The following is a 19,133-nucleotide window of genomic DNA, read 5'->3' as shown; positions in this document are numbered from 1 at the left end:
TCTTGCGCAAAAGAAAACGGCGGGACCCTGGGTCACCGCCGTTTCGAATTCATCAAACCGGATTGGTCAGGTTCAGGCCTGGGCCGGCGCTTGGGCTGCACCTTCCTGAGAGGCGCGACGCAGGATGCGTTCCCAGTTATTCAAAGATGCCAGATGGGCATAGATCGCGCCCAGCTCACCATTCTGGTTCATTTCGGCGACGGTATCTGCGGGCAAAGCGGCCAGCTTGGCCGGAGCAATCCCCCAATACTCAGCAACCTTGATCGGATTGTCCTGATCTTGCGGATTGGCCACATTGACCGTCTTCTCTTCGAAAAGGTCCAGAGCCACAAGGCGCTCAACAAAGGCCTCGGTCTTCGCGACGTCAGATTCAAACGCAGAGACATACTCGATGGCAGATTGGGTATATTGCGTCGGCTCACCCTTATCATCGAAGAAGGGCTGCTCGGGATTGTCGCTGACAACGAAATTCGCTGCGGCGTCAATGCAAACGGTGGACGGTTGTCCATCCGCACTTGCAGCGCTCACGAACGGATAACGACGCACGTAAGCAGGAGCGTAGTGATCGGCATCGAACTGGCCGTTGGTGTCGACGAAAAAGTTCTGACCGTTCCGCAGACCCATGACGATGACCGGCATACGACGATCCCCGAGGAAAATCACCGGATAGCTGGCGCAGGCCCGGGCAAACTCACCCGCGATCGCCGGAACGAAATGATTTTCTTTCAAGAAGTCAAACGGACGATCCGCTTGTTTGACGCCCCAGCCCTTGTGCTTCTGGCGGTTGAGCGGCTCCACATTCTTGTAGAGCGGAACATTGCCCGTCAGCCGCGGTTCGACGCTTCCAGTATCAGCCATGGTGAGAACCCCCATTGTGTTTCAATGCGGTATTAGCCGAAAGAATTTCAGCCATCAACGCAGGCACGCAGACGTTAACTGCAATGTCACATGAAAACACCGGGCCCCGCAAACGGAGCCCGGCTGGAAGTTGCAAACACAGGGTCTGCGACGCCCGTCGACGGGGCTTAGAAGCGGCGACCGAAACCCAGGCCAAAAAGCACGGGATCAATGTCGACATCGGCATTGATTGCGCCGTTGATGGTCACGTCGGTGTTAATATCGACGTATTTGACATCGATGTTGAAGAACCAGTCTTCGGACACCACGATGTCCACACCCGCCTGTGCAGCCAGACCAAAACTGTCATCATATTCGATGGACGTCAGGGCGCTATTGCCCGGAAGATCGTCGTTGAAGAAATGCGTGTAGTTGACGCCCGCCCCCAGATAAGGCCGGTACTGGCCGTCCGGATTGAAATGGTATTGCAGCGTCAAGGTCGGCGGGAGCAGGGTCACATCGCCCAGATCCACATCGCCCAGCGCCGTGCCCACGGCAGACACATCGTGCGGCGTGACACCCAGGATGAGCTCGGCCGCCCAGGCATCAGACAGGAAATAGGTGATATCAAGTTCCGGCACCAGGCTGTCGGAGATGTCAGCATCCCCACCAATTGTGTCGATATCGGCACTCTCATTCGGCAATACGCCCAAGGCACGCACACGAACTTGCCAATCACCCTTTTCTGCAAAGGCTGGAGCACCAGCCAGAACAGCGAGAACAGATGCGCCTAGAAGAATGGTTTTCATTGAACCAACCCTTTCGTCCCTAAATTAACTAGGGCCTTTGTACGCCCGCGGGAGAAAAGGAAAAGTGTGCGTTTCGCCGCGCGTCAGCCTGCCGCGCGGCAGGCTGACGCACATTGAACACCTGGCGAGTAACTGGGGAAGCGGAAGAGACAGACCCACCAGGAATGATCGGGGCGGGTCCGAGACCCGCCCGCGAATTTTCAACGATCAGAAATCGAAGATGACAGCGGCACGGACATTCCGGCCCGGCAGAGGAAGCTGGTCCTTCAGGAATGAGGCATGCACGCGTGCTTCCTCATCCGTCAGATTACGACCCTGCAGAATGAAACGCAGACCATGGTCCGCCAGACCGGAATAAGTCCATCCAGCATCGACCAGCACATAGCTTTGGGTCTTGTTTTCGAATTCGGAGACCTCGTCCTGGACATCTGCCCAGGTCACATCCACACCAAAGGCATGATCGGTCAGCTCGAGCTCCAGACCACCGCTAAGGGTGAGCGGCGGGATACGCGGCAGATTGCCGCCACCGTCTAGCTCGCCATTCACATATTCAGCGGTCAGCTCGGAATTCACAACCCAACCATCACCGGCATAAACCGGTCCGGTAATCCGGCCTTCAAAGCCGGACAGGCTCGCATCTTCCTGCCGATATTCGAACACCGGGAGCTCGTCTTCCTCTTCACCCGTCGCGAAGGCTTCGATGAAACCATCATACTCGGCTGTGAAGATAGCGCCTTCGAACGTCCAGTCACCGCGGCGGAAACGAGCGGAAAGCTCGAGCGAGAGTGCAGACTCTGTATCGAGGTTTGCATCACCCACTTCAAAGCTATTGGTCGCAATATGTGGACCTTCCGCAAACAGCTCGACATCGGTCGGCGCCCGTTCAGCATGGGCCAGTGTCACGGACACAAAGGCATTGTCAGCAGGACGGAAGAAGACCGAACCCGACGCGCTGATCGTTTCAAAATCGCGCGTGATTGATGCGGTTTCCACATCATGGCTGCCATATCGCAGGCCGCCTTCGAGTCCCCATTGGCCCTGATCCCAGCGCTGGAGCAGGAAAGCGCCCCACTCATCCGTCACAGAAGCCGGGACAAACGCTTCCTCACCGATCGCAGCAAAGTCACGGCTGGAAACCTGGAGGCCCGCCGCACCATCGAGAACACCGCCCTGGAACTCCCGTTCAGCCAGGCCGCCTTCCACACGCACTTCCCAGCCCTCGTTGGAGAAGATCGTTCCGGTCTCGTCACCTTCGAACTCGGTATGTTCGTAGTCGCCAAAACCTGCAGCGAACTTCACACGATCGAACGTTCCGCCGAGATTGCGCATTTCACCACGGATGTCGTAGCGGGTCTGCTCGAGATCGATGCTAACCAGCTCTTCTTCTTCACCGTGTTCGTCATCGTGATCATCTTCATGATCATCATCGTGGTCATCGTCATGGTCGTCATCATGCTCGTCTTCTTCATGATGATGATGATGACCCGGAACGCCGTAATTGGCTTCCGTGGTCTTGTACGACACACCAAAGAACCCGTTTTCACCGATCCACGACATACCACCGGAGAAGGTCTCGAAACGATAGCGAGAATTCTCGACCGTTCCGTAGGCTTCTTCCTCGTCCTCATGGTCATGATCGTCGTCATGATCATCATCGTGATCGCCTTCGGCTTCCTCAAGAAGTCGTGCGATTTCGGACTCGGCGAAACCCGGAATTTCATAGTCGTCGCCATCCCGATAGACACCATCGAAATTGAAGACAAAATTGCCCGCACCAAAACGGACGCGGCCTGCCAGGTTTTCACCCTCATCAACACTGGTGGTCTGGGCGTAGAGACGTCCGTCAACCACACCGTCCACCGGGCCTTCAGGAATGCGACCATCAATCACGTTCACGACACCGCCGATCGCACCACCCCCATAGGCGATCGCAGCCGGTCCGCGAAGGATCTCGACACGTTCAGCTTCCAGAGCCTCACTGGCCACAGCGTGGTCGGGGCTGTTGGAGGAGGCGTCGATCGAGTCCACGCCATTGACGAGGATGCGAACACGATCCGCACCCAGGCCACGAATGACCGGGCGGCTGGCGGCGGGGCCAAAGAATGTCGTCGACACACCCGGCTCATGAGCGATCGTGTCGGCGATGGAACCGCTGAGGTGTTCTTCAATATGGTCCTGGTCGACCACGTCAACAAAGCCGACCGCTTCATCCAGGCTGACACCCAGGGGCGACGTCGTCACAACGATCACATCCTCCACCGGATCCCCATCCTGGGCGAAGGTCGGAACGGACAGAGCGACGAGAGCCGTCGAACTCAGAACCGTAGTAGCAAGCAGATGGCGCATGGCCCCCTCAAACGTTACAAAGTTACATTCAGATGCGGTGATATTATAACATCTCCCCATCGCGCAAGGGGTTGGGGGGATGAAATTCCCGTGGGCATCGTTAAATATGCGACAGATGACGAGTGATTCTATCTCCCAGGCCCTCGCGGCCGCAGATCGGCTCTGCCTGGAGCGCGGCGAACGCATGACACCCGTGCGTCGGCATGTGCTTGAACTGGTGTTGCAATCCAACAGCCCGGTGAAGGCCTATGACCTCCTGGAATCCCTCAAGCCCGGCCCTGGCTCGGCAAAGCCGCCAACGGTGTACCGGGCGCTGGATTTCCTCATGTCACTGGGCCTCGTGCACAAGATCGAGGCGCTCAATGCCTTTGTCGGCTGCACGCACAGCCATGCCTGTGGTGGCGCCGAGCTTTACATCTGTACCGACTGCGGTCATGTGCAGGAAGTACACGGCAGTCTCGAGCCGGGACACAAGCCCAAGGGCTTCAAGGTCGAGCGCTCGGTTGTCGAACATTTTGGTGTATGCGGTAACTGCCATCAGTAAGGGGCGGCCCTGTGATCGAGCTCTGGCGCGGCAATGCGAATGCCTGGGAATGTGATGAACTGGGGCATATGAATGTGCGCCATTACATCGCCAAGGCCGATGAAGCCCTGGCCAATCTGGGCGATGCAGCCGGTCTGGGTGCTGTGCGCCGCGAGAACGCCACCGCGACATTGATCCCCGATGCCATCCATATCCGCTTTCTGGCCGAAGCGCGCCCCGGCGTGCCGCTGACGATTCTGGGCGGCTTCACCGAGATCCGCGAGAGCGATGCCGATGTGCTCATGATTATGATGCATGCGGCGGCGGAAACACCGGCCGCGACCTATCGCATGCGCATTCGCCACGCCGATCCGCGCCACACGCACAGCTTTCCCTGGCCGCGTCGTTTCCATCGCCATGCCGACCTTTTGGGTGTCGAAACTCCCGATTTTGCCCGCCCACGGGGGATCCGCGAAGACCGGCCGCTCGCACAACCCAGCCTGGAAAAAGCCGACGCACTGAAGCTGGAAACCATTGGTCGCGGCCGCTTTCAACCCGGCGATATGGATGTCTTCGGCCGCATGAGTATCGACGGCCTGATCGGTCGGATATCCGACAGTGTCATTCATTTCCGGGGTGCGTTTCCCGAAGAATGGGACGCGCATCGCGATGGCGGCGAACTCGCAACGGCCTCCGCCCTCCTAGAGACGCGCATTCTGCCACGCCGCTGGCCACGCGCGGGAGACGGTTATGTTATCCGGTCCGGACTGGTGGAGGCCAGCGACAAGATCCGGCGACTTGTTCACTGGGTTCTTGATCCCAATACCGGCAAACCCTGGTGGACCTGTGAAGGGGTGGCTGCGCCCATGGATCTGAAGGCCCGCAAACTGGCTCCGGCGACACCCGAAATCCTGGCCGGACTGCAGGCACGCTGCCTGTCCGGACTGGGTGTCTAACCCACGCCTCAGGTAATCAGGTTGAGATTATCGGCGTTATTGGCCCAGCGTCCGGGCTTGTTCGCGGGCCTGTGCCGCCTCGAAATCTGAACGCGCATGGCCGGCGGCCTGGAAGTAGAGATTTCGCGCACCTTCCACATCACCTTGGCTGTGCAGGATTTCCGCAAGAGCGACGGCCGCCTCATAGTTCTCCGGCTCAAACGCCAGGATCTGGGCGTAGATTTCCGCGGCGGCGTTCAACTCGCCTGCATTGACCAGACAGGTCGCGTGCTGTTCTAGCAATCGGTCATCCCATGGATCGGCTGCTACGGCCGATGCCGCCTCAGAACAGGTATCGACAACCCGGCTTGCCGGATCCTGGGTCGCTTGAACATGGCGCTCGGCTGCGGCGGCGGCATCGCTGAGATCATTGACAATGTGAGATCCTGGTGTGGTCCCGGAGGATTCTCGAGCGGGCGGTGTAGAAGCAGGCGCAGGCTCGTTCGACCGTACCGCTGATGCAGCCCCGGACGATGGGGTCAAGCGTGCTGGGGTACGTCGATCGGTACCTGTAGGCACGCGACTGCCCTGCGGTGCAGTCGAAGATGGCCCAGTGCGCACACGATCGGACACGCTGGGCCGTGGTGCAGGAGTAGCGCCCGGCATGGACGCGATCTGGTCTGAGTGAGACGCCGGCACGGGATCAATCGTCAAAGTCTGCGATGACACGCGGGGCGCCGAGCTGTCGGACGGGCTGAAACTCAGCAATACACCCCCTTGCCGCACCTCGACATCCAGACCGGTCCAGGCGCCCGACGGGGTCAAATCGATCAGCATGCCATCGGGCAAGGGTTCCAGCGTGACGGCCGCAAGCCATTGATTGTCCGATGGTGAGATCAAGCGGGTAACGTCGCGGACATTGGACAATTCCAGACGCACCAGGCCGGGCCGGTCCTCCATGCGGACCAGGCGTGGCTGTTGCAGGAAGGCGATCCAGACATGGGCCCGCTCGCCGGACTGCCAGCTGCGCACATCGGTGACCTCGGCTCCCGCGGGGGTGCCCATGATCATGGCGGTACACAGCACGAGAGCGGCCATCCCCGTTCTCGCCTGACGCAAACGTGTCACAACTGAATGTCTCATGAGACTGGCGTGCGCCAGCTTCGCTTAAAACGCAGTTAATCGCGCGAGCTTGCCTAGCGCGTTCAGCGGCTGGGACTGACTGACCGGGCCTGAACCCAGATCACAGACTTCGTGCCCGAACGCGCCAATCAGCTCGCCATTCGCCCGGCGCACAGTCTCGTAGGCGTAACAATCAGAACCCACATCCGGAACACGTCGACGAACAAAAATCGGATCGCCCTCGCCAAAAATCACGTCCGCAGCATCCAGCATGCGCACAGAATTGACGGCATCATCCGCGTCGCGTGTCACGCATTCCCAGGTCGCGTCCTCACCATCGACGATGCGCACACCCGTATTCTCACCGATGGGATAGGCCAGCGAGACATGGCGTGCGGCCGGGCCAACCTCGCCCAAGCACAGATCAATCGCGGGCAGATACGTCATGAGATAGTTCGACCACCTGTCGATTGACGCCACTTCCCGGCCACAGCCCTCCAGAACGGTGTCGCCGATTTCGACCCGCGCGAAATGGCTTGAACGCTCTGCATCACACGGACCAGCCTGTAAGGAGACCGACACATCGCGACCATCACGCGTGGTGCCGTGATAGCGACGCTGCCCATCTGCCAGATAGGGCATGGCGATATCCAGCCTGACCGTTTCCTCGAGGGGACCGCCCTGGCCCAATTGCATATCCACCTGCGGCACACGTTCTCCGTCAACAAAACTCAGCTCGGCATCCCAGCCATCCGGGCTCCGCAATTGATAGCCAAAAAACGGATCATCGGAGTAGTCCCGGGCAATAATGCCAAACCCGGTCGCCGGGCTGGATGTGTCACCCATGCCCAGATCGGACGGGCCTGACGTACCCGTGGTGGTGCAGGCCGAGACGAAAAGTCCGGCCAGAACAGAAAGATAGAGAGCGCGCATGTGTGTCCCCGCACTTGCAGCCAGCTGATCAAGATTTCGCCACAATATCGCATGACGACATGACCGTCACCTGAACAAGTCGAGGCTGTGTCAGATCCCGTCGCGGAAACACTCCGCCAGATGATCGACAAACAATCGCACCCGCTGGGTCATGAACCGGTTGGACGGGAAGACGGCCCAAAGGTCACGATGATCCGGCTGCCAGTCTGGCAGAACGGTCACCACAGAGCCGGCCTGCAAGGCATCGTCCACGGCCCAGCTGGGTGAACACCCGATCCCCACACCATGTTCTGCGGCCCGGGCGGCAGGAACGGCACCATTGAGCGACAGACGCCCTGACACCCGGACCTCCACGGTCTCATCACCCTTGGTGAATTTCAGCCGTGTCGGCGTGGGTTTATTGCGGTCCAGAATGAACTGATGGTCTGCCAGATCATCAGGGTGGCGCGGCGTGCCCGCGCGTTCAAGATAATCGGGTGCGGCATAAGTCGTCATACAGGCGGGCGCCAGCTGGCGTGCGATCAGCGCACTATCGGGCAGATTGCCGATCCGGATAGCCAGATCGAGCCCCTCATTGACCAGATCGACCATCCGGTCCGTCAGATCGAGTCGCACCTCTACCTTGGGCCAGCGCGCCATGAATTCTGCGATCGGACCGACAAGACGGCGGGCGCCAAAATCCACGGGTGCCGAAATACGCAGAAGGCCTGCCGGCGCGGCGCGATCTTCCGACAAACCGTCTTCAAGCGCCTCATATTCATCCAGCCAAGGACGCACCCGTTCAAGCAGTGCAGCACCCGCATCGGTCAGGCGCACAGACCGGGTCGTCCGTTCCAGCAGGCGGGTCTGCAGGCGCCCCTCGAGGGCCGTGATCTGTTTGGAGGCCGCCCCCGGGGTCATTGCCTCATGAGCGGCAGCCTGTGTGAAACTTCCCAGCTCCGCGACGCGGGTAAACAGGCGCAAAGCGTCGATACGGTCCATTCTTTCTCTCCCGGCAAGAGATCTGCTGTCAGACCTCTACCTATGCCGAGCTGTAGCGAAATCCAGCGCAGAATAGGGAACACGCATAAATGATACACGTCTATTAATTCCAATTTGGAAATTTCAAAGCGCTTTTTGACGGATTATCTTCTTTCTGGGACGATGTCATATCCAGGGCGTCCGGCGAGACCGGACCTGAACACAACTGGAGCAAGACCATGTCCCGCACTGACCAATACGCCCCCTACGGCATCACACTTCTTCGCGTAAGCCTGGGAATTCTCTTCCTGTCCCACGGCCTTCTGAAACTTCTCGTCTACACCCCGGCAGGCACTGTCGGCTTTTTCGAAAGCCTCGGCTTTCCGGGCTTTTTTGCCTATCTGACCATTCTCGCAGAAATCGGTGGCGGCACCTTCCTGATCGCCGGTGTCTATACACGCATCACCTCACTGGCTCTGCTGCCCGTCGTGATCGGTGCCAGCTTTGTCCACCTGCCCAATGGCTGGGTGTTCTCCGCTGAAGGCGGTGGCTGGGAATTCCCGGTCTATCTGATCACGACCGTTGCCGCCCAAGCCGTTCTGGGCTCTGGCCCGCTGGCTCTCAAAGCTCCGCGCCTGCCGGTTCTGCCGCAAGCCCTGGCCTCTTGATGCGCCCGCCGCTTTTCATCTCCCATGGTGCGCCGGATGTGTTGCTTCGCGACACCCCGGCGCATCGCGCCCTGACAGGCTTGATGCCGAGCGCTCCCGACGCGGTCGTCATCGTCTCAGCGCACTGGGAGAGTCACCGTGTCGAGATCACATCGGGTGAGCGACTGGAAACCATTCACGATTTCCGTGGCTTTGATCCGGTCCTGAACCAGGCCATATACGCTGCCCCCGGCGCACCGGCACTCGCGCGCCAGCTGGCTGAGCACTTGACACAAACAGGTGTCGAGACAGTGCTCAACCCCAGACGCGGTCGAGATCATGGGGCCTGGATTCCCATGGCCCTGTTGCGACCCAAGGCGGATGTCCCGGTGATCCAGATCAGCCTGCCGATCACCAGCGATGACGCCGCTATCGCGCTGGGCGAAGCCCTGTCACACTTCGTCACGACGCTGGACGTACAGATCATCGGGTCGGGCTCACTGACCCACTCATTGATGGATAGTCTGCGCGAGGCCGAGACGGCTCCGAGTCCGGCCTTTGCCATCGAGTTTCGGGACGCCATTCTGCCCTATCTGGAGACCGGTGACCTGGAGGCCGTCAAAGCCTGGCGCGGGCTGCCCCATGCCCAGCGCAATCATCCCACACCGGAGCATATCCGCCCGCTTTTGCTGGCGATGGCTGTCGCCCCGGGTCGCCCGGGCACCTGTCTCCATACGTCATGGTCTCGCGGTGCGCTGTCCATGGATATCTGGCAATTCGGCTAGACAAGCGCCGGTGCTCTAGCCGCCGGCGCTTGTATCGTCGTCTCTACTGGCGTCCGCGTCGGCATTTGAGGGGCCGGCGACCCGTCCCTGCTGGACGAGGCTGTCGAGAAACAGTTTGGTGATGACATCTTCAACCGCTGCGAAGTCCGCAAACGTCTCGGCCCGGGTATTGATGTTCACCGCCACGGAAAGCCCGACATCGGGATACACGACCAACCAGCTCATTGCGCCCTTGGAGACACCACCATGATGAGCGAACGGTAGTGCCAAACGCTCATCACCGGGCCAGCTCGCCTCCGGGGCGTACCGCCATCCGATCGCATAATTTTGTTCATTGACCGTCCCGTCATCGAGCGGTTGGGGAGTCCAGAAAGCCTGCCGCGTCTGCGCCGAAATGAAGTCTTCATCCAGCCAGGCTCCCCCAATCTGCACCAACTCCTCTGAGGTCGACACCAGCCCCCCTCCAGGCCAGCGCTGGCTCAGATCGAAGGGCTTCCACAACCGGGCCTGCCCGTGCTGGATCTGATAAAATTCAGCCCGGTCCGGGTTCGACGGATCGACTTCGGCACCGCGGCTTTGCGCAAGTCCCAGCGGCGAGAAGACATGAGTATCGAGCGCGTCAAGATAGGTCTCGCCCGCGACCTCAGCCAGCGCGGCACCCAGTATGTTCACGTCAAAGCTGGAATAGGCGAAGTCTGCGCCCGGTTCGAAGAGAAGGTCCGAACCATCAACAATGGCCAGGCTGTCGGCCACGCTCTCATAACGTCGGCAACCACACAGGGTCTGCCATTGTCCGGCCCGGTCGGTATTGGTGTCATAGCCGGGCAGGCCTGCCGTATGTGATGCCAGTCGGCGCGGTGTGAGCACAGCCCAGGCCGTATTGGGCCAGTCCACGCCCAGCTCACCGATTGGCGTATCCAACGCGATCTCGCCGCGATCGACCAGGCGCGCCAGCAAAGTCGCCGTCACAGCCTTTGAGGTGGAACCGATCCGGAGGGCTGTATCGCGGCCAGCCGCCTGCTCTTGCTCGAGATCGGACCAACCCACGGCACCGGACCAGACCAGCTCGCCATCAAGCGAGACGGCTGCGGTCAGGGCGGGGAAACCGTGCTGGTCGCGGTGATCGACAAGCGCATCCAGAGCCGCCGCCCCGGTCCGGGCAAAGGCCGGGTCCGCCACATAGTGCGAGCGCGGCGCATCGCCAGATGGCATGGCGTGCCAAGCCCCCCAACCACCCCAGACCGGATAGGACCACGCGGCCAAAGCGCCGATCGCCACAACCACAACACCGACTATAATTGCTAGAACACGCAACATGAGACCCTCGGAACTTGCCAGACAAGAGATCTACAACATCAACATGAATGGTCGATGATGACGCTAGCGCTCAATGGCTCGCGTGGTTTGCGCGGTCGCCCCTTCAGCGGTCAGAACGCCGGTCGAGACGGTGCCGTAATTTTTGCGCAGGCGGGCATCATCGGACTGGCTTTGCATAACGGCCATCATGGCCCAGATCGACAGGATCAATACAGCCGCGCAGGACAACCCCAGAGTCAACCAGGTCGATGCATCTTTCAGGATGACACGAATTGGACGGGGCATGAGGCCTCCTCGATGGACAGGTGCCGAGCGCGGCAAGAGTTAAGAGCGTATTAACGCGCGCATACAACCGCCCGAAAAGGTTAATTGCACCTCATATGGTATGAGCGCCCGGCATGATTTTATTATGGCTCCGGCAACCACTTCATTTGCAAAGAAAAAGGGCCGCCCTGCCGGACGGCCCTCGGATCTGTCAGGGCAAATGCCTGATTATTCAGCAGCAACAGCCTCAGCCGGAGCAAAACGTCCGTAGAAGGTCTCGCCCTTCTCGGCCATTTCGCGCAACAGGGCCGGCACGTCAAATTGCTCGCCGTACTGGGCCTTGAGCTCATCCGCCCGCTTCACAAACGCCGCTGCGCCATAGGTGTCGATGTAGGACAGGGCACCACCGGTATAGGGCGCGAAACCCCATCCGAGAATGGAACCGACATCGGCCTCACGCGGATCGACAACAATCTCTTCCTCCATGCAGCGCGCGGCTTCGAGCGCCTGAGTGAAAAGAATACGGTCCTTGATCTCGTCAGCCGAGGGCTGATCTTCAGCATACTTGCCGTTCGGGGCAAATTGCTCGAGCTCCGGCCACAGACGCTTCGGCTGGCCTTTCTCGGCAGGATAATCGTAGAAGCCCTTGCCGTTCTTGCGGCCAAAACGCTCATACTCTTCCACCATCTTGAACAGGATCGGCTCCGTCGGGCTCGGCGTGTAGTCATCACCCAGATCCGCCTTGGTCTGTTTGATGAGTTTCACACCCAGATCCAGAGCCACCTCATCCTGCAGGGACAACGGCCCCACCGGCATGCCGGCCATGCGTGTGGCATTCTCGATCAGAACCGGGTTCACGCCTTCGGACAGCATGTTCATGCCCTCACCGATAAAGCGCATCACGCAGCGATTGGCGTAGAAGCCACGGGTATCGGACACCACGATCGGGGTTTTCTTGATCTTGGTGACATAGTCGATCGCACGGGACAGGGCGTAATCGCCGGTATTGTCACCCATGATGATCTCGACCAGCATCATCTTCTCCACCGGGGAGAAGAAGTGGATACCGATGAACTGGTCCTCACGCTTGGACGCCTTGGCCAGACCGGTGATTGGAATGGACGAGGTGTTGGACGCAAAGACCGCGTTTTCCGGAATGACCTCTTCAGCCATTGCAGTGATCTTGTTCTTGAGATCCGAGTTCTCGAACACGGCCTCGATCACCAAATCCACGTCAGAGAGAAGACCATAATCGGTGGTCGGCGTGACCAGGGCCGCCATGCCGTCGGCTTTGTCCTGGCTCAGCTTGCCGCGCTTCACACCCTTGGCGAAATGATCGACAACGTGTTGCTTGCCCTTGTCGGCCCCTTCTTGTGTCGCGTCGATGAGCACGACCTCGATACCGGCCTGGGCCGTGACCGTCGCAATGCCCGCGCCCATGAAGCCGGCCCCGATGACGGCAACCTTCTTCACATCGGCCTTTTCCTGGCTGGCCGGGCGACGTCCACCCTTTTCCAATGCCTGTTTGGACAGGAAGATGGAGCGGATCATGTTGCGGCTTTCCGGACGCAGCAGAAGCTTGGTGAAATACCGGCTCTCGATCCGCAGACCCTGATCGATAGACACCTGGGCACCTTCATACACGCACGACAGGATGTAGCGCTGGGCCGGGTAATTGCCGTAGGTGTTCTTGCGCAGCATCGGAGAGGCTGCACCAAACACCTGCGCACCGGCGGGGTGGTAAGGGCCGCCGCCCGGGAATTTGAACTTGTCCGCATCCCAGGGCTGGGTGGCGTTCATCGGATCTTCCTTGACCAGTTCCTTGGCCTTGGACACCAGTTCCTCTGACGGCACGGTGGCATGAACAATACCCAGGGCCTGGGCTGAAGGGCCATCATGTTGCTTGCCCTGCAGGAGAATCGGCGCGGCATTCATCACACCGACAAGGCGCGGCAGGCGCTGCGTGCCGCCACCGCCCGGCAGAACGCCGACCATGGCTTCGGGCAGTCCCAGCTTGGCTTTGGAATTGTCTGTCGGCATCACGCGGTAGTGACAGGCCATGGTGATTTCAAAACCACCGCCCAGTGCCAGACCGTTGATCGCGGCCGCGATCGGCTTGCCACAGGTTTCCAGCTCACGCAGCGTCTTGTTGAGACGGTAGCATTGCTCGAAGAGCTTGGCCTTCATCTCGTCTTCGGGAAGCTTGGCCAGTTCCTCGGAAGATCCGCCCAGTTCAGACAGGTCTGCGCCCGCACAGAAGGCCGACTTGCCGGAGGTCAGGACGACGCCCTTGACGGCATCATCGGATTTGATTTTTTCGGTGAGCTCCACGAAATCGTCCATGACGTCCGCGGAAATGACATTCATCGACTTGCCCGGGCTGTCAAAAGTGACAAGGGCAATGCCGTCGCTGTCGAGTTCAAATGTGAAGTTCTTCATCAGGATTTCTCCTCATCGGAAGCGTCTGTTGCCTCGGCTTCCTGCGATTTCTTTTTTGCCGCGATACGGGCGCTCCCAAAAGCAAGAGAGAGCGACACACCAAACGCGACCCCCAGCGAGATTCCGATAGCCAGATTGTCGAGGGTCAGGCCGAACATGACGCCCAGCATGATGCCGGTGGGCAGCCCCAGCGGCAGACCCGCTGCGAGAAGATTGTCCTCCGACGTCGACGACTTATCGGTCTCTTCGGTCATGCCTCAGACCCGCTCGATGATGGTGGCCGTACCCATTCCGCCACCAACGCAAAGCGTTGTCAGTGCGGTTTCCTTGCCGGACCGTTCCAGCTCGTCGAGCACCGTGCCCAGGACCATCGCACCGGTCGCGCCCAGCGGGTGACCCATGGCAATGGCGCCGCCATTGACGTTCATGATCGAGTGGTCGATGTCATAGGCCTGCATCAGGCGCAGAACCACGGCGGCAAACGCCTCGTTCAGCTCCCACAGATCAATGTCCGACTTGTCCATGCCCGCCTTTTTGAGAACCTTCTCGGTGACCGGAACCGGGCCGGTCAGCATGATGGTCGGCTCGGACCCGATAGACGCCATGGACTTGATGCGTGCGCGCGGCTTGAGACCGGCTTTTTCGCCCGCTTCCTTGGACCCGATCAGCACCATGCTGGCACCATCCACAATGCCTGAGGAATTACCGCCGGTGTGGACCCAGTTGATGTATTCCACGTCCGGGTATTTTTGCAGCGCCACAGCCTCGAAGCCGACAAAATCGGACAGATCCTTGAAGGCGGATTTCAGCGAACCCAGGCCCTGCATGTCCGTGCCCGGACGCATATGTTCGTCGCGTTCGAGAATATTCAGGCCCAGCTGATCCTTCACCGGAACGATCGTTTTCTTGAAACGTCCCTCTTCCCAGGCTTTCGCGGCGCGGTTCTGACTTTCCACGGCATAGGCGTCAACATCATCGCGGGAGAAACCGTATTTGGTCGCGATCAGGTCAGCCGACACGCCTTGCGGCACCATATAGTGGTCAAAACCCATCTCCGGGTCGGCCAGCATGGCGCCACCGTCCGAGCCCATCGGCACGCGGGACATGGATTCCACACCGCCACCGATTGCAAAGTCAGCTTCACCCGACATCACCTTGGCGGCCGCGACATTGACCGCTTCCAGACCGGACGCGCAAAAGCGGTTCAGCTGGTATCCGGCCGTGGTCTGCGCATAGCCTGCATTGATCACGGCAGAGCGAGAGATATTGGCGCCCTGCTCGCCGACCGGCGAAACCACACCCATGATCACATCGTCGACGAGACCGGTATCGAGGTCATTGCGGTCGCGAACCGCCTCGAGCTGTTGCGTGGCCAGTTGGAGAGCTGTGATCTCGTTGAGAGCACCGCCCTTTTTCTTGCCGCGCGGCGTCCGCACGGCGTCGTAAATATAGGCTTCAGTCATGGTATCGTCCTCTCCCTTGGCGGACTATCCTCTTTATCGACAACTCAACGCGGAAGGGGCATCAAGACACCCCCTCCATCATTTTGTGAGCCAGGGCGTTTTCACCCCGCTCCATGAGCGCTTCAGCCAGGCGCCGCCGGTCTTCAGCCGACTTGTTCTGCGACAGCTTGGCCTTGCCCTTCAGGCTTGTAATCTCGAGTTCGAACGCCTGGATGGCCGCTTCCAGGCGAGCGCGCTTGCCCACCTCGATATCGGTGATCCTCCAGACAGATTCGAAATCGGCGATCTGGGAGGAGAGAGAGCGTTCCGCATTCTCCCCCTCCAGCGGGACAAATTGCCCCTCGACATGCACCGCCATGTAGTTCCACGTCGGCACATTCTCGTTCGGTTCGCCGTACCAGGTCGGTGAGACATAAGCGTGCGGACCCGTGAAGACGGCCAGAGCCTGTCTGCCCGCCCGGATATGATCGGCGATCGGATTGGCCATTGCGACATGACCAATCAGGCGGCGACGCTCATCATCCAGTTTCAGGGGGATATGGGTCGCCGCCGGATCGGCTTCGCCCGGCACCATCACAAGCGCAAAATCATAGCTGCGCATTAGCGCAAACATGATGCGTTCATCCTCGATGCGAAAAGCGGGCGGTATGTACATGCGTTCAGAGCGTCCTTGCGATCAGAAGTTTCATGATCTCATTGGTGCCGCCGTAAATGCGCTGGACGCGGGCATCGCGCCACATGCGGGCGATCGGATACTCGTTCATGAAACCATATCCGCCGTGCAGCTGCACACACTCGTCGATCACTTCGCCTTGAGTGTCTGACACCCAGTATTTCGCCATGGACGCAGTGGAGGCATCCAGCGTGCCCTCCAGCAAGCGCTCCGAGCAGTGCTGGCAGAATACTTCTGCAAGGGTGACCTTGGTCTTGCACTCGGCCAGTTTGAACTGAGTGTTCTGGAATTTCATGATCGGACGACCAAAGGCCTCGCGTTCATTGACATAGTCAATGGTCTCGCGGAGCGCGCGCTTCATGGCGCCCAGGCCCTGAACGGCAATCTGCAGGCGTTCCTGTGGCAATTGCTGCATCAGCTGGATAAAGCCCTGCCCCTCTTCTGGCCCCAGAAGGGCGGAGGCCGGGACCCACATATCCTCGAAAAACAGCTCGGACGTGTCCTGGCCTTTCAGCCCCACCTTGTCGAGCAGACGCCCGCGGCGGAAACCTTCCACTTCATCGGTCTCGACGAGGAAGAGCGAGGTACCCTTATACCCTTCAGACGGATCGGTCTTGGCGACCACAATGATCAGATTGGCGGTGCCACCATTGGTGATGAAAGTCTTCGAACCATTGATCCGATATCCATTGCCATCTTTCACTGCGGTGGTTTTCACACCCTGCAGGTCAGACCCGGCACCCGGCTCGGTCATGGCAATAGCCCCGACCAGCTCGCCCGACACCATGCGCGGCAGAAGGCGCTGTTTTTGCTCTTCCGAGCCATAGTGCCAGACATAAGGCGCGACGATCGAATTGTGCAGGGAGGCTCCCCAGCCTTCCACGCCCATGTCCGATCCGGCCATGTGGAACACATAATCATGGCGCCAGTCACCGCCGGCTCCGCCATATTCTTCCGGACAGGAGGGCACAAGAAGACCGGCTTCGCCGGCCTTGGTCCAGACCTCGCGGTCGACCATTCCGGCCTTTTCCCAGCGGTCTGCGTGCGGTTTGCATTCTTTTTCGATGAAGCCGCGCACGGCATCTTCAAAAATATTGACGTCTTCACGGTCGAGCCATTCCGGCTTCGGCACGCCAACAGGATCGTTCAACATGACCAACCTCCCCAGGTTTTGTTTTCGATCATTCAGGAGATAAAGGGCCGGCCGACTTGTTTTTCTATCCGGTCCGGCCCCTGTATTCTTTGCCTCAGAACGCCTCGGCTTCAAGCGCCATCATTGAATCGGCGCCGGCCTGCAGCTTGGAGAGGTGCATCGCGCCTTCCGGCAGCCAGCGTTCCAGGAAGTACTGGCCGGTTTTCAGCTTGGTGGCGTAGATCGGATCGGTCTCGCCCGCCGCAATTTTGGCTGACGCGACCTTTGCCATCTTGGCCCACATATAGGTCAGGCAGGTCAGGCCGAAGAGGTTGAGATAGTCGTGGCTGGCGGCACCGGCATGATCGAAATTCTGTAGGGCATTATTCATCAGCCAGTCGGTGCCCTCCTTGAGCTGGGCCTTGGACGCAGCCAAACCGTTGATGAAGGGCTGGACCGACTCGTCGCCACCTTCGGCAATGAAGGCGTCCAGCTCGTTGAAGAAGCTGGTGATCGGGCGCATGCCGTGCATGGCCAGCTTGCGGCCCACCAGGTCGAGCGCCTGCACGCCATTGGTGCCTTCATAGATCAGTGTGATGCGGGCATCACGCAGGAGCTGCGAGGCTCCCCATTCTTCGGTAAAGCCGGAACCCCCATGGATCTGCAGGCCATTAGAGACCATGTCATAGCCCTTGCCGGTGAGGTAGGACTTCACGATCGGGGTCAAAAGCGCCATGTAGTCGCCGGCCTTTTCGCGAACCGCCGGGTCCGAGGCCTTCTCCTCCAGATCGCCCTGCAGGGCCGTCCACAGTGCGAACGCCCGCGCCCCTTCCACGAAGGATTTCTGGTCCATCAGCATGCGCCGCACATCGGGGTGCACAATGATCGGATCAGCCGGACCATCCTGGTTTTTCGGTCCCGTCAGGGAGCGACCCTGGATGCGGTCCTTGGCGAAGGCTAGAGATTGCTGGTAAGCGGCTTCGGCCAGCGCATAGCCCTGCAGGCCAACGCCGAGACGGGCTTCATTCATCATGACGAACATGATTTTGAGACCCTTGTTTTCTTCACCCACGAGCCAGCCGGTCGCTTCATCGTAATCCATCACACAGGTGGCATTGCCGTGAATGCCCATCTTGTGCTCCAGACCCCCGCATTTCAGCGAGTTGCGCTCGCCCGGATCGCCGTTTTCATCGGGGATGAATTTGGGAACCACAAACAAGGAAATCCCCTTCACCCCTTCCGGTGCGCCCTCGATACGGGCGAGAACGAGATGGATAATGTTCTCCGTCATGTCGTGCTCACCGGACGAGATCCAGATCTTCTGGCCGGTGATCTTGTAGGAACCGTCCGCTTGCGGAGCCGCCTTGGTCCGCAACAGACCCAGATCGGTACCGCAGTGCGGCTCGGTCAGGTTCATGGTGCCACCCCACTGGCACGAGATCATCTTGGGCAGATAGAGCTCTTTTTGCTCATCGGAACCACCCGTGTGCAAGGCTGCCGCCGCGCCCAGGGTCAGTCCCGGATACATGCCAAACGCCATGTTTGAGGACGAGACCATTTCATTGATCGCCAGATTCAGGACGTGTGGCAGACCTTGACCGCCATACTCCGGATCAGAGGACAGAGCGGTCCAGCCGGCTTCAGCCATCTGGTGAAAGGCCTCTTTCCAACCGGTCGGCGTGGTGACATTGCCGTCCGCATCCCGCGTACAGCCTTCCACATCACCCACTTTAGAGATCGGTGCCAGAACGCCTTCGGCAAACTTCGCACCCTCCTCCAGGATGGCATCCACCGTATCGGTGTCGGCGTCAGCGAATCCCGGCAGGTCGGAATACTGGGCAATATTGAGAACTTCGTGCAGCACAAAACGCTGATCACGGACAGGGGCGCGATATTGGCTCATGTGGGTCTCCCAGGGAGGATGATCTTGGCGATCTTTTTGGTCAAT

Annotated in this window: 18 protein-coding genes; 4 read left to right on the top strand and 14 right to left on the bottom strand. The window is 59.6% G+C overall.

What is annotated here, in order from left to right:
- Nucleotides 1-72: 72 nt before the first annotated feature.
- From RMQ97_RS11855 to RMQ97_RS11845, 3 genes are all read right to left on the bottom strand, one after another.
- Nucleotides 73-858, bottom strand: coding sequence for a SapC family protein (locus RMQ97_RS11855; RefSeq protein ID WP_413661094.1), 786 nt, complete (start codon nucleotides 856-858; stop codon nucleotides 73-75).
- 167 nt (nucleotides 859-1,025) lie between these two features.
- Nucleotides 1,026-1,646 carry an OmpW/AlkL family protein gene (locus RMQ97_RS11850; protein ID WP_413661093.1) on the bottom strand — a complete coding sequence of 207 codons (621 nt, stop codon included), beginning with the start codon at nucleotides 1,644-1,646 and terminating at the stop codon, nucleotides 1,026-1,028.
- 207 nt (nucleotides 1,647-1,853) lie between these two features.
- Entirely contained in the window at nucleotides 1,854-3,992 is a 2,139-nt protein-coding gene (locus RMQ97_RS11845) for a TonB-dependent receptor domain-containing protein (protein ID WP_413661092.1), read from the bottom strand.
- Between the two features lie 115 nt (nucleotides 3,993-4,107).
- Here RMQ97_RS11845 and RMQ97_RS11840 point away from each other — a divergent pair, with 115 nt between their 5' ends.
- Together RMQ97_RS11840 and RMQ97_RS11835 are read left to right on the top strand one after the other, a co-directional pair.
- Nucleotides 4,108-4,536, top strand: coding sequence for a transcriptional repressor (locus tag RMQ97_RS11840; protein ID WP_413661091.1), 429 nt, complete (start codon nucleotides 4,108-4,110; stop codon nucleotides 4,534-4,536).
- Between the two features lie 11 nt (nucleotides 4,537-4,547).
- The gene (locus tag RMQ97_RS11835) at nucleotides 4,548-5,471 is read left to right on the top strand and encodes a thioesterase family protein (RefSeq protein WP_413661090.1); all 924 of its coding nucleotides are present in this window, start codon (nucleotides 4,548-4,550) and stop codon (nucleotides 5,469-5,471) included.
- A gap of 36 nt (nucleotides 5,472-5,507) precedes the next feature.
- Here RMQ97_RS11835 and RMQ97_RS11830 read toward each other — a convergent pair whose 3' ends face one another.
- The 3 genes from RMQ97_RS11830 to RMQ97_RS11820 form a co-directional block, all read right to left on the bottom strand.
- Entirely contained in the window at nucleotides 5,508-6,593 is a 1,086-nt protein-coding gene (locus RMQ97_RS11830; protein ID WP_413661089.1) for a tetratricopeptide repeat protein, read from the bottom strand.
- A 24-nt stretch (nucleotides 6,594-6,617) separates the two neighbouring features.
- Nucleotides 6,618-7,505, bottom strand: coding sequence for a hypothetical protein (locus RMQ97_RS11825; protein ID WP_413661088.1), 888 nt, complete (start codon nucleotides 7,503-7,505; stop codon nucleotides 6,618-6,620).
- A 90-nt stretch (nucleotides 7,506-7,595) separates the two neighbouring features.
- Nucleotides 7,596-8,486 (bottom strand): LysR family transcriptional regulator, encoded by an 891-nt coding sequence (locus tag RMQ97_RS11820; RefSeq protein WP_413661087.1) that lies wholly within the window; start codon nucleotides 8,484-8,486, stop codon nucleotides 7,596-7,598.
- Nucleotides 8,487-8,704: 218 nt separating this feature from the next.
- On the opposite strand from RMQ97_RS11820, the gene RMQ97_RS11815 reads away from it, so the two are divergent.
- Nucleotides 8,705-9,133, top strand: a complete 429-nt coding sequence (locus RMQ97_RS11815) for a DoxX family protein (RefSeq protein ID WP_413661086.1) — start codon at nucleotides 8,705-8,707, stop codon at nucleotides 9,131-9,133.
- The gene (locus RMQ97_RS11810; protein WP_413661085.1) at nucleotides 9,133-9,897 is read left to right on the top strand and encodes a DODA-type extradiol aromatic ring-opening family dioxygenase; all 765 of its coding nucleotides are present in this window, start codon (nucleotides 9,133-9,135) and stop codon (nucleotides 9,895-9,897) included. The genes RMQ97_RS11815 and RMQ97_RS11810 overlap by 1 nt, the downstream gene beginning before the upstream one ends.
- A gap of 15 nt (nucleotides 9,898-9,912) precedes the next feature.
- Here RMQ97_RS11810 and RMQ97_RS11805 read toward each other — a convergent pair whose 3' ends face one another.
- From RMQ97_RS11805 to RMQ97_RS11770, 8 genes are all read right to left on the bottom strand, one after another.
- Nucleotides 9,913-11,214: a serine hydrolase domain-containing protein gene (locus RMQ97_RS11805; protein WP_413661084.1), complete on the bottom strand. Its 1,302-nt coding sequence runs from the start codon at nucleotides 11,212-11,214 to the stop codon at nucleotides 9,913-9,915.
- Nucleotides 11,215-11,277: 63 nt separating this feature from the next.
- Complete coding sequence (locus RMQ97_RS11800; RefSeq protein WP_413661083.1) at nucleotides 11,278-11,499, bottom strand: hypothetical protein; 222 nt, start codon at nucleotides 11,497-11,499, stop codon at nucleotides 11,278-11,280.
- A gap of 207 nt (nucleotides 11,500-11,706) precedes the next feature.
- Nucleotides 11,707-13,917 (bottom strand): 3-hydroxyacyl-CoA dehydrogenase NAD-binding domain-containing protein, encoded by a 2,211-nt coding sequence (locus RMQ97_RS11795; RefSeq protein ID WP_413661082.1) that lies wholly within the window; start codon nucleotides 13,915-13,917, stop codon nucleotides 11,707-11,709.
- On the bottom strand, nucleotides 13,917-14,171 hold the full coding sequence (locus tag RMQ97_RS11790; protein ID WP_413661081.1) for a hypothetical protein: 255 nt from the start codon (nucleotides 14,169-14,171) through the stop codon (nucleotides 13,917-13,919). Before RMQ97_RS11790 ends, RMQ97_RS11795 begins: the two co-directional genes overlap by 1 nt.
- A gap of 3 nt (nucleotides 14,172-14,174) precedes the next feature.
- On the bottom strand, nucleotides 14,175-15,380 hold the full coding sequence (locus tag RMQ97_RS11785; RefSeq protein ID WP_413661080.1) for an acetyl-CoA C-acetyltransferase: 1,206 nt from the start codon (nucleotides 15,378-15,380) through the stop codon (nucleotides 14,175-14,177).
- A gap of 61 nt (nucleotides 15,381-15,441) precedes the next feature.
- Nucleotides 15,442-16,035 (bottom strand): FMN-binding negative transcriptional regulator, encoded by a 594-nt coding sequence (locus RMQ97_RS11780; protein ID WP_413661079.1) that lies wholly within the window; start codon nucleotides 16,033-16,035, stop codon nucleotides 15,442-15,444.
- A 4-nt stretch (nucleotides 16,036-16,039) separates the two neighbouring features.
- Nucleotides 16,040-17,206, bottom strand: a complete 1,167-nt coding sequence (locus RMQ97_RS11775; RefSeq protein ID WP_413661078.1) for an acyl-CoA dehydrogenase family protein — start codon at nucleotides 17,204-17,206, stop codon at nucleotides 16,040-16,042.
- Nucleotides 17,207-17,300: 94 nt separating this feature from the next.
- Nucleotides 17,301-19,088: an acyl-CoA dehydrogenase C-terminal domain-containing protein gene (locus RMQ97_RS11770; protein WP_413661077.1), complete on the bottom strand. Its 1,788-nt coding sequence runs from the start codon at nucleotides 19,086-19,088 to the stop codon at nucleotides 17,301-17,303.
- Nucleotides 19,089-19,133: the final 45 nt, after the last annotated feature.

The sequence above is a fragment of the Maricaulis sp. D1M11 genome (genome assembly GCF_047308265.1).
Classification (GTDB): Bacteria; Pseudomonadota; Alphaproteobacteria; order Caulobacterales; family Maricaulaceae; genus Maricaulis.
Note: the sequence above shows the minus strand (reverse complement) of the source record. Positions and strands in the feature narration are given on the sequence as shown.

Bases quoted from the DNA above. Each gene is read 5' to 3' on its own strand.
- RMQ97_RS11855 (WP_413661094.1), bottom strand. From the start codon at position 858: ATGGCTGATACTGGAAGCGTCGAACCGCGGCTGACGGGCAATGTTCCG.
- RMQ97_RS11795 (WP_413661082.1), bottom strand. From the start codon at position 13,917: ATGAAGAACTTCACATTTGAACTCGACAGCGACGGCATTGCCCTTGTC.
- RMQ97_RS11815 (WP_413661086.1), top strand. From the start codon at position 8,705: ATGTCCCGCACTGACCAATACGCCCCCTACGGCATCACACTTCTTCGC.
- RMQ97_RS11850 (WP_413661093.1), bottom strand. From the start codon at position 1,646: ATGAAAACCATTCTTCTAGGCGCATCTGTTCTCGCTGTTCTGGCTGGT.
- RMQ97_RS11780 (WP_413661079.1), bottom strand. From the start codon at position 16,035: ATGTACATACCGCCCGCTTTTCGCATCGAGGATGAACGCATCATGTTT.
- RMQ97_RS11775 (WP_413661078.1), bottom strand. From the start codon at position 17,206: ATGTTGAACGATCCTGTTGGCGTGCCGAAGCCGGAATGGCTCGACCGT.
- RMQ97_RS11770 (WP_413661077.1), bottom strand. From the start codon at position 19,088: ATGAGCCAATATCGCGCCCCTGTCCGTGATCAGCGTTTTGTGCTGCAC.
- RMQ97_RS11785 (WP_413661080.1), bottom strand. From the start codon at position 15,380: ATGACTGAAGCCTATATTTACGACGCCGTGCGGACGCCGCGCGGCAAG.
- RMQ97_RS11805 (WP_413661084.1), bottom strand. From the start codon at position 11,214: ATGTTGCGTGTTCTAGCAATTATAGTCGGTGTTGTGGTTGTGGCGATC.
- RMQ97_RS11810 (WP_413661085.1), top strand. From the start codon at position 9,133: ATGCGCCCGCCGCTTTTCATCTCCCATGGTGCGCCGGATGTGTTGCTT.
- RMQ97_RS11845 (WP_413661092.1), bottom strand. From the start codon at position 3,992: ATGCGCCATCTGCTTGCTACTACGGTTCTGAGTTCGACGGCTCTCGTC.
- RMQ97_RS11840 (WP_413661091.1), top strand. From the start codon at position 4,108: ATGACGAGTGATTCTATCTCCCAGGCCCTCGCGGCCGCAGATCGGCTC.
- RMQ97_RS11790 (WP_413661081.1), bottom strand. From the start codon at position 14,171: ATGACCGAAGAGACCGATAAGTCGTCGACGTCGGAGGACAATCTTCTC.
- RMQ97_RS11820 (WP_413661087.1), bottom strand. From the start codon at position 8,486: ATGGACCGTATCGACGCTTTGCGCCTGTTTACCCGCGTCGCGGAGCTG.
- RMQ97_RS11830 (WP_413661089.1), bottom strand. From the start codon at position 6,593: ATGAGACATTCAGTTGTGACACGTTTGCGTCAGGCGAGAACGGGGATG.
- RMQ97_RS11825 (WP_413661088.1), bottom strand. From the start codon at position 7,505: ATGCGCGCTCTCTATCTTTCTGTTCTGGCCGGACTTTTCGTCTCGGCC.
- RMQ97_RS11800 (WP_413661083.1), bottom strand. From the start codon at position 11,499: ATGCCCCGTCCAATTCGTGTCATCCTGAAAGATGCATCGACCTGGTTG.